This is a genomic window from Rickettsia peacockii str. Rustic (assembly GCF_000021525.1).
GTDB lineage: Bacteria > Pseudomonadota > Alphaproteobacteria > Rickettsiales > Rickettsiaceae > Rickettsia > Rickettsia rickettsii.
The window spans coordinates 151,519-166,129 of the sequence record NC_012730.1; the positions used below are offsets into that span (position 1 = coordinate 151,519).

Sequence of the window (14,611 nt, forward strand, 5' to 3'; positions counted from 1 at the left end):
TGTGATTTAAACTCTATTATTTTATTGTATTTAGCTTCTTGGTGATCAAACTTGAATCATTTAAGTTTAACTAATGAGAACTAAGCCGTTATGAACACTAAAACAGTAGAAATAGCTATTATTGAGCCATATCTAGATTTTTTTATTAAAGACAAAGACTTATTACGTGAAATTTATCCAAATGGTATAAATAGGGAATTAAGAATAGAATTTATTTTAGTTAAAAAACTTTACACATAATATTCTTACTACAAATTAATTAGAAATTTATTCAATTTACCATACCGAAAATTATACTTATAATCGATAAACAACTTTTAAAAGCATCGCTTGGTTTATTTCGTTCAATTATTCTTGGCACTGTATTATCTCTAAACTTAGTTAAATTTTTTATCTATGATAAGAATGATTTTGTATTGAACATACGAGCTTTAAAAAGTAATGAAATTTACTTTTTGTTATATTAAAATTAATTACTTTAAAAAACTGATTAACTAACTGATTAACTGGGAGTAATTAAATAAGCAGAATTTAAATGGTGGAGGCAAGTATACTCAAATGCTTTCAAGAATTGAATTTTATTTTGAGAGGTGAGGATGCGAATCCTTGATAAAATGAAAGAGCAATTTTTGAAAGCAGAAGAGTATAGACGATTTGCTCCACTAAGCGACAGTATATTAAGTAATACTTTTTTGTATAACAAAATTTATAAGCATCATAAAAATTAAAGATGAAGGCAAAATTGTCCCTTTTTATTAATTCTATGTAGCGCTACTTTTTCCAGACAACTCAACATCTATCCCCCATTTTCATTTTCTAAGTGGGAGATAATACAACATATTGCTTCATTTGGTAAGCATGATAAATGTAAAAAAGGGGGTTTAGAATCCGATTGAATTTCCGGTTGTATATACTCCTGCAATGGCAAATGGGAATAATTGCATAAAATTATTCATCGTTATTATAATAGATTCAGGATTATTATTTTGTTCTTGTAAATAAGATGCTAATAGTTCCTTATTTACTTTCACTTTTTTATAGAATTTTGTAGCATATGCAATTTTAAAAAAATTATCTAAACCATTGTTATAAGAAAGTTTTATTTAGAAATGAAGCTAAATTTTTTAATAAGTTTTGTTGTTTTTCTTGCAATAATTCCTTTACCTCGGCAAATGCTTTGTCCGTATCTGCGTAGCTTGCAGCCATATTCCCATTATTATCAGCACGAATAATCATCTCAGGTGGCAGCAGCTTAATAAACTCTAGAGAAACTGCTATTATGCCTTTTTTGGATGCAAGCATTAACAATGTCCTTCCGAATTTATCAATAGAGTTAATATTTTCCTCAAACATTCTTGGAATAAGCTCTATACAAACATTATCTAAATCACGTCACATAGCCTTTGTTAATGCAGGCTGACCACGTATATTCTCGATCGTATTAATAGCCTCGTCAGACATCTTGGGAATAAGTTTTAAACAACCTTCTTCTAAACCTGCATCAGCAGCTAAAATTAAGACTGTATTACCATCCTCATCGGATTGATTAAATAAATTAGTATTTTTTATTTTATCAATTAATTTTTCAACTTCTTTTTTATCTTCATCTTTTGCGTGTATTACACACGTTAATTTTTCTAGTAAAGATATTAGTTGATTATATAATATTTCATCTGATTCTTCAGGTGTTGATTCTTTATGTATTCCAAAAATTTTTTTATACGTATAAACATAATTTATCCTTATTAACCTAAAGTTAATTAAAATTACAAAAATAAGTTTACAGATGCAATAGAAATTTAATTGAAGATATAAAATAACGGGATTTAAAGTAAGGAATAGTGGTGGCCACGGTTGGAATTGAACCAACGACACAAGGATTTTCAGTCCTTTGCTCTACCGACTGAGCTACGTGGCCGTATATACTCGATGAACTTGAAAATTTGGCTTCGTCGTCTTTGTAAGTCCTCGGATACTCACGTATTAGTATACGCTCCGCTCTTCGGCTTACAGACTCCTTGATCTTTTCCAAGTTGATCTTCGTCTATACTATTCTTTCATTTATTAGGGTGTAAGGCAATATAACTTAAGCTTATAATAGATTAATCGGCTTTTGTCTATTCTTAATTAGTAATATTAGACAAAAATACTTAATTATGATATCATGAGTGTTTATTTTTATAACGGTTTTTATGATCAAAATCGGCAATATTGAGCTTTCTTCAAATATTATACTAGCTCCAATGTCGGGTGTTACGGATTTGGAATTTAGAAGATTAGTGAAAAGATTTGGTGCAGGGCTTGTAGTTTCTGAAATGGTAGCAAGTAGAGCAATGATTGTGGAATCTAGGCAGTCACTAAAAAAAAGTGCCATTATGCGTGATGATGCAACAAGTGCTTGCGTACAGCTAGCAGGCTGTGAGCCGAATGTGATAGCAGAAGCTGCTAAAATGAATGAGGGTATGGGGGCAAAAATTATCGATCTTAATTTTGGCTGTCCGGCGAAAAAAGTAGTAGGCGGTTATTCAGGCTCGGCTCTAATGAGGGATGAGCAGCTGGCAGCTAAAATTTTTGAAGCTACCGTTGAAGCGGTTAAGCTGCCGGTAACCGTTAAAATGCGTATGGGTTGGGATGATAATACGAAAAACGCTCCGACTTTAGCCAAAATTGCTGAAAGCTCAGGTGTTCAGATGATTACCGTTCACGGTAGAACTAGATGCCAGTTTTATTCCGGTAATGCCGATTGGGATTTTATACGATCAGTTAAAGAATCGGTAAAGATTCCGGTTATTGCTAATGGTGATATTACTAATTTTGCTAAGGCAAAAGCAGCCCTACAAAAATCCGGTGCAGACGGTATTATGGTCGGTAGAGGAGCATATGGCAAACCTTGGCTTATTTCACAAATTGATCATTATCTTAAAACAGGTGAAGAAAAATCTGCTCCCTCTATAGCAGAGCAGCTAGATATCGTAACCGAGCATTATGAGGCAATACTTGATTATTATGGTGAATCTGTGGGCGTACCTATTGCACGTAAGCATATTGGCTGGTATAGTAGCGGTTTACCGAATTCAGCAGAGTTTAGAGGTGCTGTTAATTTAATGAACGATCCTCTAGCTGTAAAAGAGAAAATTGCGGAATTTTATACGAGCGTTATGGAGACGAATAAATTAAAAGAATTTTAAGTTTTATTTTTGTAATATTGTTTTTTAGTTTAAGCTATGCAAGTGAAAAAGCAGTAATTATAACTGATTATAAACTGGTATTTTTGCCTGTAATTACTGAAAATAAAAAAATAAGAATTGCTATTCGTTCTTATTTAAATAATGAAAAATCATATTTCGTTTTAGTAGATCCGAATTCTTTTAAAACTGAAATAGCCCTACAAGAGCTGGTAATTTTACCTACGAATAAAATAGAAAAAGAAAATCTTCTAAAAAAATTAAGTAAAACTCCGTATATTAAAGTTTTAAATAAATATAGCTCTACACCTTATATACAACAAAATTACGGTGCTACGAGTAGCATGTATAAAGTAAAAGGACAGTTCTTGACAATTGACATGTGTCCTTCTTCCAAAAGCTTTGAAGAAGATTTTTTTAAAAAGCTCGTAGAATTATCGATCAAACTAAATAAACCTATTCCGATTGCTATATGTGTTTCAGGATTATGGATTAATAAGCATACAGAAGAATTCTTATGGTTATTAAAACAACAAGAAAACGGTTATTTACAAATAACATGGGTTAATCATTCATTTAGTCATCCTTATTTTAAAGATAAACCTCTTGAAGATAATTTCCTTCTTTCCAATAAAGATGATTTTGAAAATGAAGTATTAGAAGCAGGGAAAATATTAGTAAGTTATAATATTGTAGAAGTCAAGATTTGATCTTACAGACACTATAAATTTTGCACCTGATTGTCAGTTAAATTTTGACTGTCAGAGACGTATTCAAGATACAAGATTTCATTATTCTTTTCAACAGCTAATTTTCTACTATCCTTAAAAGTTTGCATAGGAGTTTTTCCATAACAATATTTTCCTGAATGTGGTCGCTCATTATTGAAATGCTCTAACCAAATATCAAGATCTAATTGTAAATCATCAAGATCTGTATAAATCTTTTTCCGCATAGCTGTATCAAAGAATTCTTGTTTCATGGTTTTATTAAAACGCTCACACATACCATTTGTTTGGGGAGAATATGCCTTAGTTGTAGTATGCTCTATACCTTCGATACTTAGAAACAACTCAAAAGCATGATGCTCTATATTCCCTTATATTCTGACCCACGATCTGTAAGAATACGAAGTATTGGTATCCCTTGGGTCTCGTACCATGGTAACACGCGGTCATTAAGCATATCAGCAGCAGTTAAAGCTGTTTTATCAGTATATAGTTTAGCATCAGCTACCCTAGTATAGCTATCAATAAATACCTGAGAATAAACCTTACCTATACCTTTGAAATTACCTACATAATACGTATCCTGACATCCTAGATAACCTGGATGCTGCGTCTCAGTTTCTCCATGAGCTTCTCTTTCATTACGACGCTCCTCTAGCACTTGTAATTGAGATTCAGTAAGAACAATACCATCCTGAGCCATCTTTGCTTCTAATGCTTTAAGCCTTTTACTGATATTGTTTAAATCATTACGTAACCAAGTTGATCGCACTCCTCCAGGCGATACAAGTATACCGCTCTTCTTAAGCTCATTTGATACTCTTAGCTGACCATATGCTGGATATTCTATTGCCATATCCATTACTGCTTTCTCTATCGCTGGATCAACTCTATTCGCTATTATTGGCTTTCTTCGACTAATTTCATATAATGCCTCTTCGCCACCAGTTTCATACAGTGCTTTAAATCTGTAATAACTATCTCTACTATAGCCCATCGCTTTATATGCTGATGATATGCTACCAAGACTCTTAGCTAGTTCTAGTAACCCTATTTTTGGCTTTATTATTTTTTGATTTAAGTTCATTTTTCATCTCCATTTAATAATTAATTTATTTTACTAAATGTAAGATATAATCTCAACTATTACAAATAAAGGAAGATTCTTGTGAATTTTCTTTATGATTTGTTATTATACTACATAAACGTTTATTATTATCTAATACTTCTAGATTTACTTCGATTAAAGGCGGAGTAAGTAAATGCTTAATAATTTCAGACCATTCTATTAAAATAAAATTGCCGTTTAATGCCTCTTCAAATCCAAGTTCATAAATTTCTTCAGGTGATTTAAGACGATACAGGTCATAGTGATATATAGTGAAGTTAGATGCTTTATACGTTTGCAGTAAGTTAAAAGTAGGGCTTATAATGCTTGTATTTTCACCGCAAAAATATTTAATAATTTCACGACAAAAAAATGTTTTACCTGCTCCAAGGTCACCGTTAAGTAAAACTATATCATTTGGTTTTAAGCTTTGTGCTAAAAGCTTTGCAAGCTTCTTTGTCTTTTCTTCGCTATTTAGTGTATGCATTTTTTAACTTGATAAATCATTTGTAAATATTGATTCTGAAAAGTGTTGGAACCTATATTCTGCACATTCCAGTTTTCGCTATTTAATATTATTATTTTAGCGTTTAATTTGTCGTATAATCGTGAATTTTGTTCATTACTTAAAACAAGACATTTGTTATTAGACTCTTTAATTAAATCTTCTAGCTTGCTTATATATCGGAGGCTTTTTTGACTTTCGCTATATAATTTTGCAGTTTTAATATTAGTATTAAGAAAAAAATACTCGCTACTGTCACTTAATAAAATTACGTCTTTTATCGTTGCAAGCTCATTATTTTTAATCTCTTGTAGCTTATTTAATTTTTTAAGTGCTGTTGAAAGGTTATTATTAATATCTTCTTGTAGTTCAGGAAATTTTTCACTAAATATTTGTGCAAATTCCTGTAGTAAAATCACAGCATTATTAAGATCAAGCCAAATATGCCAATTATCTTTTATAGTGGTTAAAGATTTAATATCACTGATTTTTATAATGTTTTTGCTATGATTATCAATTAATTTCTCGGCAAAACCGTCAAATTGTTCATTAATATAAATTGCTATATCAGAATTTTTGACTTTTACTAAATCACTAGGTTTTAAATTATAATGATGTGGACAGTCACTACTAATAGCTAAGCTCTCGATATCCGCTTTATCCTTAACAAGCATCGAAACAATACTGCCGATTGGCGTAATACTTACAACTATCTTAGGCTTAGCATAGCTAGTAAGGCTGAGGAATGTAAGGAATAGTAATGCTAGGTATGTCATCTCTGTGAAGGTTTGCTTGCGTTGATACCAAATTGTCATTGCTAGCGACTGAAAGGAGCGTGGCAATCTCAGGATTTTGGCACGAGATTGCTTCGTCAAAATTTTCAATTTTTCCTCGCAATGACGGTTTGACGTACTAGCTCTCATAATTTCGCCAGCAACTCTAATTTACTAGGTTTAAAATCCTGCTCTATCCAAAAATTTTTTAGATATTCTAGTTTTGTTCCTATCTTTTTTTTTCTATATTCATATTTAACAAATCATTACCGTTTACTTGGAATTTAGGACGTAATAACGCATCATATTTAAGAATAAATTCTTTTACTTGTGAATGATTTAATTTACCGATTATTCTAGCTGCTAATAAATATTCCTTATAATTCTTTTTTTCAAACCAAATTTTTTTCATGTTAAATTTAGCGTCATTCAGAAAGTTCGTTATTGATAATATTTGCATTGCTTCATGTTTTGAGAATTTCCAATCTAGAAAGACCTTTAAATTTAAATCTTTTTGACAATATAATAAGAGTGCATATCGAGTAACTAATTCTAATTTAAAATCATTTGCCTGCTCAAAAAATTTTATTTCATAATTTTGGATAGAGAATATTAGTTCTAATATTCCTATTTCAAACATAGCTTTTAAAATTTGTGCTGCTCTTTTTGAAACAATAATTTTATCCATTTCGCTTTTAATTCGCTCTCGTGATAAAGTTTTTAAGCCGTCTTTTAAAGCTTTACATGCTTTAAAGCTGCCATCATCAAGCTGATTCGCATAATAGCTAGAAAACCGAAAAAAGCGTAGAATTCGCAAATAATCTTCTTTAATTCTATCTAGAGCTTCCCCTATAAATACAACCTTTTCCTGCTGCAAATCCTTAAACCCTTCAAAATAATCATATATCTCGTTCTTAAAGGGACAATAGCTTAAAGCATTAATAGTAAAATCTCGTCTTGCGGCATCTTCGGCAAAATCGTTGGTGAATATTACTTTGGCATGTCTGCCGTTACATTCAATATCTTTCCTAAGAGTCGTGATCTCAAATTTTTCATTATTTAAAGTAGCCGTAATCGTGCCGAATTTTAAACCGGTCGGAATAGTTTTTATTTTAGCTCCAGATAAAATATTTGTTACTTCACTAGGTGTCAAATTAGTAGCTATATCTATATCGCGGCTACCTTTCTCAAGTCGATCTCTTGGATAACTTGCTTCTAAAGGTAATTTGTACGTCGATCCGGTACTCGAATCCTCACGTACGTTTATGTACATTGCGATTCTGCGTTCCATGTCTCCTTCAAATTCCTCTTTATTAGTTTTGTTATGCAAGAGATCTAGTAACGCATCACGTACGCAGCCGCCTATAAGTCTTGCTTGTCCTTTTTCACTTAAGAGACTCAAGATTTTTCTATATCCTTTTGAGGGGATTTTTAGTATTTTGTGTGTAACTTGCATTATTTGATTTTACCTAAAGTATCGGATAGTTTTTAAAAAGACTTTGATGTCATCCTAGCTAAAAACTGGACCTTGTTATATGGCTCGTTTATGTCATTCCCACTTGGCATTGTTGTGTGGATACTGAGTCGTCATTGCGAGGAAAAACTGTAAGTTTTGACGAAGCAATCCAGTAAAAAATGCTAGTTTTTAACATTTTTTTATTATTTTTCTGGATTGCCACGCTCCTTACAGTCGCTTGCAATAACGACTCAGTATCCACACAACAATGCCAAGTGGGAATGACATAGAACAAGAACAGTCCGGTACTAAGATTTTACGTACATTCCTTTTTATTGCAAAAGATAAGTATAATAGGGCTTTTTTTTTAATCTTTATTAATCGTTATTAAGCTCCCGCGGCATTTAGATTTATAATTGAGATTAATATGAATTTCGGCTTCCTCACAATGATTATCTTTATTAATGACAATTTTTTGTCCGTAGTTGGTTAAAAAATATTATTCTCTAAAGGTAACACCATACTATCTTTTTGTCCAAACCAATTAGCCCAGTAAGTTCTATTGAAAGCAGGTATTTTATCAGCATGTATTACTAGTTTATTTTCTCTATCTTTAACGCCTACCGCCATATGATTTGCATCAAATATTAATTCCGGCTTTGGGGAGTAGGACATAAATATAAAAGATATTGCCATGATTGCAAGACCAAGCAAACGCCAAGCAGTTTTCCATATACAAAGCCAAAAAAGCCGAATAAAAAAGAGTAATATGCTGAAATTGGTAATATAACCGAAATACTATACAGCAGCCGGTAAACTATTAAAATAGGCGGCTGATTTTATTATTATATCAATAAAGAATCCCATAAGCTTTAGGATATAGTTATCAAACCCGATCATGGTAAAAGGCAGAGATAACAAAGCAAGAGGCATAAGAAAAAATGACGTTATCGGAACGATAATGAGGTTAGCTGGTACTGAGTAAGTAGCAAATATAAATAATTGATTAATTACTACAGGTGCCGTTATGATGCTTGCTAAGAAGCTTGAATAAATATTTGAGGCTGTATAAAATTTTACTGCTCCAAAAATGCCTTTCTTTTCTCCAAGTAACCATGAATTCTTTAAGTAAAATTCATAACCGGCAACAAGCGATAATACGGCGATAAAAGATAATTGGAAACTTGGATGAAAAATATATTCGGGATTTAACGATAATATTATAAAAGCCGCAATTGCAAGTGAATGAAGGGGAAAGCAAGAGCGTCCGATGAATATAATACCGTAAATAAAAATTGCAGCAGTAATAAAAGCTCTAGTCGCTGCTATTTGCATACCGCTTAGTTCTAAATAACCAAAGCTTCCTATTAGCGAACAATAAGCAGAGATTAATTTTATATTGAAATTATATGCCAAATAATTTGAAAGATTTAATAAAAACCTTGTAGTAAGGAAAATAATCATCACAACTAAAGATAGATGCAATCCTGAAACACAAAGCACGTGTGATATACCGTTTTGCCTCATATCCTGCATTATTTGCCTGTTTAAACCTTTTGTCTTGCCAAGTAATATTGCAGCTGCAAAATTCCCTTTATCTTTTCTATTAAATTATTATAAATATAGGAACGCACTCTATAAATAAAACTATCAAAATTTGTTTCATTACGTTCTATAATTTGCGGCTCAGACATCGCATAGCCGTTTGCTCCAATATCCGATAGATAAGCGTAAAAACCAAAATCATAACCCCCGGGTAGTATACTATTTTGCGGCTTATAGAGCTTAGCAAGCAAAGTAATTCGGTTATTTACCCTAATTTCTTGTATATATTTTTTCGGTATCTAATTTTTTAACTTTTTGTAAGTTACGATTAATTTGTAGAAGTCAAGATTTGATCTTACAGACACTATAAATTTTGCACCTGATTGTCAGTTACATTTTGACTGTCAGAGACGTATTCAAGATACAAGATTTCATTATTCTTTTCAACAGCTAATTTTTTACTATCCTTAAAAGTTTGCATAGGAGTTTTTCCATAACAATATTTTCCTGAATGTGGTCGCTCATTATTGAAATGCTCTAACCAAATATCAAGATCTAATTGTAAATCATCAAGATCTGTATAAATCTTTTTCCGCATAGCTGTATCAAAGAATTCTTGTTTCATGGTTTTATTAAAACGCTCACACATACCATTTGTTTGGGGAGAATATGCCTTAGTTGTAGTATGCTCTATACCTTCGATACTTAGAAACAACTCAAAAGCATGATGCTCTATATTCCCCTTATATTCTGACCCACGATCTGTAAGAATACGAAGTATTGGTATCCCTTGGGTCTCGTACCATGGTAACACGCGGTCATTAAGCATATCAGCAGCAGTTAAAGCTGTTTTATCAGTATATAGTTTAGCATCAGCTACCCTAGTATAGCTATCAATAAATACCTGAGAATAAACCTTACCTATACCTTTGAAATTACCTACATAATACGTATCCTGACATCCTAGATAACCTGGATGCTGCGTCTCAGTTTCTCCATGAGCTTCTCTTTCATTACGACGCTCCTCTAGCACTTGTAATTGAGATTCAGTAAGAACAATACCATCCTGAGCCATCTTTGCTTCTAATGCTTTAAGCCTTTTACTGATATTGTTTAAATCATTACGTAACCAAATTGATCGCACTCCTCCAGGCGATACAAGTATACCGCTCTTCTTAAGCTCATTTGATACTCTTAGCTGACCATATGCTGGATATTCTATTGCCATATCCATTACTGCTTTCTCTATCGCTGGATCAACTCTATTCGCTATTATTGGCTTTCTTCGACTAATTTCATATAATGCCTCTTCGCCACCAGTTTCATACAGTGCTTTAAATCTGTAATAACTATCTCTACTATAGCCCATCGCTTTACATGCTGATGATATGCTACCAAGACTCTTAGCTAGTTCTAGTAACCCTATTTTTGGCTTTATTATTTTTTGATTTAAGTTCATTTTTCATCTCCATTTAATAATTAATTTATTTTACTAAATATAAGATATAATCTCAACTTTTACAAAAAATAAGCGTTTTTCTTTTTCCGCATATTAAAAACTCTTGATTCCCCTTAGCTCCTAGTATTGGACTTGCTATTATACCGAATATTTTAAAATTATGCTCTTTCTCAAGCCAATCTTTGATTTTATCGCATACTTTTTGATGTAAGAGAGGATTTTTAATAACTCCTCCCTGCTCTACTTCATGCTTTTCGACCTCAAACTGCGGTTTTATTAAAGCAATAAGTATGCAATCTTCTTTAACTAAATTTAGTGCAGTCGGTAATATAGTAGTTAAACTAATAAAGCTGGCATCGCAAACAATTAAATCAGGCTTCGTTATTATTTGTTTATCGGTTAAATATCGTGCATTAGTCTTCTCAAGCACCTTAATGTGTGGATTATCGCGTAATTTAGGATGAAGTTCGCCATAACCGACATCTACGGCAAAAATTAATTTTGCTTTACGCTCAAGTAACACTTCTGTAAAACCGCCGGTGCTACTACCGATATCAATACAAACTAAATTTTCGGGATCAATTTTAAAATAATCCAAAGCGGCAATTAATTTTAATGCCCCTCTTGAAACATAATTATGCTGCGGTAGCTTTACCTTAATGTCGGTGTCATTTATATTAACCTGTATCCCAGGCTTAATTAACTGCTCATGCTTATTATGTACTTTACCTTGGATAATCAAACTTCGTGCTATGGTAATATCTGTTACAAAACCTTTTTGCAGCAAATATTCATCAAGCCTTATTTTAGTCATTACTGTTTAAATTTGAATTTAACTTATGTTATAAGGGCCCATTAGATAGAAAATATACAATTTGTCTAATTGAAAGTTACAGTTTCAATTAGACATAATATATTTGAGCCATACAATAATGCTGCAACTGAAGGGAACATGGTAATCTAGAAAAATATTCAAACCCTAACCAATATATGTCTTTTCTTACCGGCAGAGAGCTTTATAACTTTTTTATCGAGTAAGAAATTAGTGTTAATTATCATATTTTCATCTGCGACTAATCTATCATTTATCTTAGCACCATTCCCTCTTATAAGCTTACGTGCTTCCGATTTAGAAGTAGCAAGCCCTGCTTCATGAAATAATTCATATGCACTAATACCTGCTTGTAATACTTCCTGCTCTAAAACAACGGTAGGTAAATTCTCATCGATTTGTCCTTCTTCAAATATCTTTACTGCAGTTTCTAGAGCTGATTTTGCTGCCTGCTCCGAGTGACAAAGCTTAGTTAGCTCATAAGCAAGCTGTTTTTTAGCTGCATTAATATCTTCTGCCGCTAAACTCTCAAACCTATTAAGCTCTTCTTGAGTGAACTCGCTATATAATTTGGCAAATCTAACTATGTCGGCATCTTCGCAGTTACGCCAATATTGGTAATAATCATACGGGCTTAGCAAATCTTCATTAAGCCATACCGCTCCCGCAGCAGTCTTGCCCATCTTAGCACCGGAGCTAGTCGTAAGTAGCGGTGTCGTCATACCGAATACTTCTTTGCCGCTTATTTTACGAATTAAATCCGCTCCCATTACGATATTGCCCCACTGATCACTACCGCCAAGCTGCAAGCTGCAATTGTAATGCTTGCTTAAATAGTAAAAATCATAGGCCTGCAATAACATATAGTTAAATTCTAAGAAGCTTAAATGCTGCTCACGCTCAAGCCTTAGTTTTACCGAATCCATAGTCAGCATACGGTTTACCGAGAAATAGCTACCGAAATCCCGTAGAAAATCTAGATAATTGAACGAATCTAACCACTCTGCGTTATCCAGCATAATAGCATCACTTTTACCGTCACCGAATTTGATAAACTTCGACAAAGATTTTTTAATACCTTCGGCATTTTTAGCTATATCTTCTTTGCTTAAAATTTTGCGCACTTCGTCTTTCCAAGTAGGATCACCGATTTTACTCGTACCGCCGCCGATAATTACAATAGGCTTATGCCCGTGCTGCTGAAGCAATCGCAGAATCATTATCTGCATTAAACTACCGATGTGGAGTGATGTAGCAGTACAGTCAAAGCCTATATACGCAGCTATTTTTGTTTCTTTCGTTATAGCAGTTAACCGATCCAAATCGGTACATTGATGGAAATATCCTTTATTTATAAATTCTTCTATAAAACGCATATATTATTTCTTATCTTTTAAAAATTCCTTTTTTGCTTTTCTGCTAGGAAATAAAGTGTTAAGGAAAATAGCATCTTTATCACCTTTTATATAAAGTATGCATATACTTGCGCAATCATTTGAACATATAAAATTTTTTGACCTTTATATTGCTCTTGATTATGATGTAATTTAATATCTAATAAATTACCGTCAGCAATCGACTGAATTATTTCTTCAAAGCCTATACCACCACGCTCATTCAATAACTTAACGTTCTTTTCATGATTATATCTATACTTGGTCATAATATTTAGAGTTTAGTAGTGTCTGAATGAATTAGCATATTAAGATAGGTCTGATAAGGCAAACCATGCGTAGAAGCTTTAATTTTTATTGCTTCTATGTCATGTTCTGCAATCCTAATAGTAACAGATCTTTTTTTACTAAGATGTGCTTTTGCAAATTTTTGAAGCAAAGCTATTGCACTTCTATCATCAATTTTTTGCTGCTTTTCAAAATTATCTTCAATATCTTGTTCGTAAGAATCTAGTTTGATACTCATAATACAAACATTTTCAATGTTATAAAGAATGTAAGTACTTTGTCAATACTTGATATATTAGATTATCATGCGAATATTTGTAAAAGCAGCAATATCAACGGCTGCATGGAGATTTTATGCTCATCCTACAGTTGCTATGGGGATTTGTGTTGGAACAGCTCTTGCATATTCACCGGAGAACACATTTGAGTTATTAAAAAATACTATACAGGAATAGAAGCAGCAAAATTTGCTTATGAAAATACAGCAGGGATAGTAAACCGAATAGCCGGCTTAGCTCATCTTGTGTATGATAACTTACCAAGCTACAGCGAAACTCCTCAAGTGGATCTAGTCGGTAGCATAGAAATTTCATGGGTAGATGCTGTTGCATAAATCTCTAAAATAGCCAATAACTAAAAAAGCTGATTATGTCATTCCTGCAAACCAGGGACGTTGTTGCATAAATCGGCGTCATTCCCGCAAGACATTGTTGCATGAATCAGTAAAATCCACTGTGTCATACCGTGGTTTGACCACGGTATCCAAAAAAATAACTTAAAACACTGGGGATGCCCGCTGCTGCAGGAAGACATTGCTTGCGTAGATCGATTCCACCATTGTCACCCCGTAGCCTGTACCTGCTGGGTCCAGTTAAAAATACTAGTATTTTTTTTATCATATTTATGGATCCCGTGGTCAAGCCACGGTATGACAACAGGAAATCGATCCATACAGGCAATGCCCCACGGGAATGACATAGAATAAAACTGTCCGGTTACCTTACTGATATCTGTTATATTTTATAATAATAAAATTTTATTTCGTTGTTTTTAAATGCATCTTTTTTATTCCTAAAACCCTTTTTCAAAGAGCTACAGGAAAAATTAATATTACCGGCTTGAGCCGTGTCCGGTCCTTCATTTTTTATTTTCTCTATATCCTTACTACTTGGTACTACAACGGCAATATGCCCTGCTCTTTTTGGATTAACATTGTTATATACGGATACAACAAAATATCCTTGATTAGCAAATTTTTGTGCTTGAATAAAACTATCATCACGATTTCCTGCTTTAACAACATGCCATCCGTTCTTTATTCGGTCTGTTTCAAGCCAC

14 protein-coding genes, 1 tRNA gene and 5 pseudogenes are annotated in these 14,611 nt (G+C 32.9%); 4 read left to right on the forward strand and 16 right to left on the reverse strand.

Annotated elements, in window-relative coordinates; translation table 11 throughout:
* Positions 1 to 90: 90 nt before the first annotated feature.
* On the forward strand, positions 91 to 240 hold the full coding sequence (locus tag RPR_RS08445) for a hypothetical protein (protein ID WP_014273092.1): 150 nt from the start codon (positions 91 to 93) through the stop codon (positions 238 to 240).
* Positions 241 to 881: 641 nt separating this feature from the next.
* Here RPR_RS08445 and RPR_RS08450 read toward each other — a convergent pair.
* The 4 genes from RPR_RS08450 to RPR_RS00915 all read right to left on the reverse strand — a co-directional run bounded on the left by RPR_RS08450 (position 882) and on the right by RPR_RS00915 (position 1,918).
* Positions 882 to 1,031 (reverse strand): hypothetical protein, encoded by a 150-nt coding sequence (locus RPR_RS08450; protein ID WP_187145795.1) that lies wholly within the window; start codon positions 1,029 to 1,031, stop codon positions 882 to 884.
* 55 nt (positions 1,032 to 1,086) lie between these two features.
* Entirely contained in the window at positions 1,087 to 1,353 is a 267-nt protein-coding gene (locus tag RPR_RS00905; RefSeq protein ID WP_012736428.1) for a hypothetical protein, read from the reverse strand.
* A gap of 39 nt (positions 1,354 to 1,392) precedes the next feature.
* Entirely contained in the window at positions 1,393 to 1,869 is a 477-nt protein-coding gene (locus RPR_RS08845) for a hypothetical protein (RefSeq protein WP_012736429.1), read from the reverse strand.
* Positions 1,843 to 1,918: transfer RNA gene (locus tag RPR_RS00915), tRNA-Phe, on the reverse strand. Before RPR_RS00915 ends, RPR_RS08845 begins: the two co-directional genes overlap by 27 nt.
* A 274-nt stretch (positions 1,919 to 2,192) precedes the next feature.
* On the opposite strand from RPR_RS00915, the gene dusB reads away from it, so the two are divergent.
* Together dusB and RPR_RS00930 are read left to right on the forward strand one after the other, a co-directional pair.
* On the forward strand, positions 2,193 to 3,188 hold the full coding sequence (dusB, locus tag RPR_RS00925; RefSeq protein ID WP_085065592.1) for a tRNA dihydrouridine synthase DusB: 996 nt from the start codon (positions 2,193 to 2,195) through the stop codon (positions 3,186 to 3,188).
* Positions 3,173 to 3,877, forward strand: a pseudogene (locus tag RPR_RS00930) (hypothetical protein); the annotation flags it as partial. The gene dusB and the pseudogene RPR_RS00930, both read left to right, overlap by 16 nt.
* A gap of 29 nt (positions 3,878 to 3,906) precedes the next feature.
* Here the strand turns inward: RPR_RS00930 and RPR_RS00935 are convergent.
* From RPR_RS00935 to RPR_RS00990, 12 genes and pseudogenes are all read right to left on the reverse strand, one after another.
* Positions 3,907 to 5,000, reverse strand: a pseudogene (locus tag RPR_RS00935) (IS481-like element ISRpe1 family transposase).
* 52 nt (positions 5,001 to 5,052) lie between these two features.
* The gene (gene tsaE / locus RPR_RS00940; protein ID WP_012736432.1) at positions 5,053 to 5,508 is read right to left on the reverse strand and encodes a tRNA (adenosine(37)-N6)-threonylcarbamoyltransferase complex ATPase subunit type 1 TsaE; all 456 of its coding nucleotides are present in this window, start codon (positions 5,506 to 5,508) and stop codon (positions 5,053 to 5,055) included.
* Entirely contained in the window at positions 5,496 to 6,449 is a 954-nt protein-coding gene (locus RPR_RS00945) for a metal ABC transporter solute-binding protein, Zn/Mn family (RefSeq protein ID WP_012736433.1), read from the reverse strand. Before RPR_RS00945 ends, tsaE begins: the two co-directional genes overlap by 13 nt.
* Positions 6,446 to 7,755: pseudogene (locus RPR_RS00950) on the reverse strand (palindromic element RPE1 domain-containing protein). Before RPR_RS00950 ends, RPR_RS00945 begins: the two are co-directional and overlap by 4 nt.
* 489 nt (positions 7,756 to 8,244) lie before the next feature.
* The gene (locus RPR_RS00955) at positions 8,245 to 8,451 is read right to left on the reverse strand and encodes a hypothetical protein (protein ID WP_014362268.1); all 207 of its coding nucleotides are present in this window, start codon (positions 8,449 to 8,451) and stop codon (positions 8,245 to 8,247) included.
* A 102-nt stretch (positions 8,452 to 8,553) separates the two neighbouring features.
* Positions 8,554 to 9,282, reverse strand: coding sequence for a ComEC/Rec2 family competence protein (locus RPR_RS00960; RefSeq protein ID WP_266105317.1), 729 nt, complete (start codon positions 9,280 to 9,282; stop codon positions 8,554 to 8,556).
* Positions 9,283 to 9,302: 20 nt separating this feature from the next.
* A complete protein-coding gene (locus RPR_RS00965; protein WP_085065593.1) occupies positions 9,303 to 9,551 on the reverse strand; it encodes a hypothetical protein in 249 nt (82 codons plus the stop codon).
* 113 nt (positions 9,552 to 9,664) lie between these two features.
* Entirely contained in the window at positions 9,665 to 10,759 is a 1,095-nt protein-coding gene (locus RPR_RS00970; protein WP_012736375.1) for an IS481-like element ISRpe1 family transposase, read from the reverse strand.
* Between the two features lie 52 nt (positions 10,760 to 10,811).
* Positions 10,812 to 11,573, reverse strand: a complete 762-nt coding sequence (locus RPR_RS00975) for a TlyA family RNA methyltransferase (protein ID WP_012736436.1) — start codon at positions 11,571 to 11,573, stop codon at positions 10,812 to 10,814.
* A gap of 158 nt (positions 11,574 to 11,731) precedes the next feature.
* Positions 11,732 to 12,967, reverse strand: a complete 1,236-nt coding sequence (gene tyrS / locus RPR_RS00980; RefSeq protein ID WP_012736437.1) for a tyrosine--tRNA ligase — start codon at positions 12,965 to 12,967, stop codon at positions 11,732 to 11,734.
* A gap of 3 nt (positions 12,968 to 12,970) precedes the next feature.
* Positions 12,971 to 13,254 (reverse strand): annotated as a pseudogene (locus RPR_RS00985) (hypothetical protein).
* 5 nt (positions 13,255 to 13,259) lie between these two features.
* Positions 13,260 to 13,511, reverse strand: coding sequence for a CopG family antitoxin (locus tag RPR_RS00990; RefSeq protein WP_085065594.1), 252 nt, complete (start codon positions 13,509 to 13,511; stop codon positions 13,260 to 13,262).
* 67 nt (positions 13,512 to 13,578) lie between these two features.
* Between RPR_RS00990 and RPR_RS00995 the strand changes: the two are divergent.
* Positions 13,579 to 13,886, forward strand: a pseudogene (locus RPR_RS00995) (hypothetical protein).
* Positions 13,887 to 14,611: the final 725 nt, after the last annotated feature.

Bases quoted from the DNA above. Each gene is read 5' to 3' on its own strand.
- RPR_RS08445 (WP_014273092.1), top strand. From the start codon at position 91: ATGAACACTAAAACAGTAGAAATAGCTATTATTGAGCCATATCTAGAT.
- RPR_RS00905 (WP_012736428.1), bottom strand. From the start codon at position 1,353: ATGTTTGAGGAAAATATTAACTCTATTGATAAATTCGGAAGGACATTG.
- dusB (WP_085065592.1), top strand. From the start codon at position 2,193: ATGATCAAAATCGGCAATATTGAGCTTTCTTCAAATATTATACTAGCT.
- tsaE (WP_012736432.1), bottom strand. From the start codon at position 5,508: ATGCATACACTAAATAGCGAAGAAAAGACAAAGAAGCTTGCAAAGCTT.
- RPR_RS00945 (WP_012736433.1), bottom strand. From the start codon at position 6,449: ATGAGAGCTAGTACGTCAAACCGTCATTGCGAGGAAAAATTGAAAATT.
- RPR_RS00955 (WP_014362268.1), bottom strand. From the start codon at position 8,451: ATGGCAATATCTTTTATATTTATGTCCTACTCCCCAAAGCCGGAATTA.
- RPR_RS00960 (WP_266105317.1), bottom strand. From the start codon at position 9,282: ATGAGGCAAAACGGTATATCACACGTGCTTTGTGTTTCAGGATTGCAT.
- RPR_RS00970 (WP_012736375.1), bottom strand. From the start codon at position 10,759: ATGAACTTAAATCAAAAAATAATAAAGCCAAAAATAGGGTTACTAGAA.
- RPR_RS00975 (WP_012736436.1), bottom strand. From the start codon at position 11,573: ATGACTAAAATAAGGCTTGATGAATATTTGCTGCAAAAAGGTTTTGTA.
- tyrS (WP_012736437.1), bottom strand. From the start codon at position 12,967: ATGCGTTTTATAGAAGAATTTATAAATAAAGGATATTTCCATCAATGT.
- RPR_RS00990 (WP_085065594.1), bottom strand. From the start codon at position 13,511: ATGAGTATCAAACTAGATTCTTACGAACAAGATATTGAAGATAATTTT.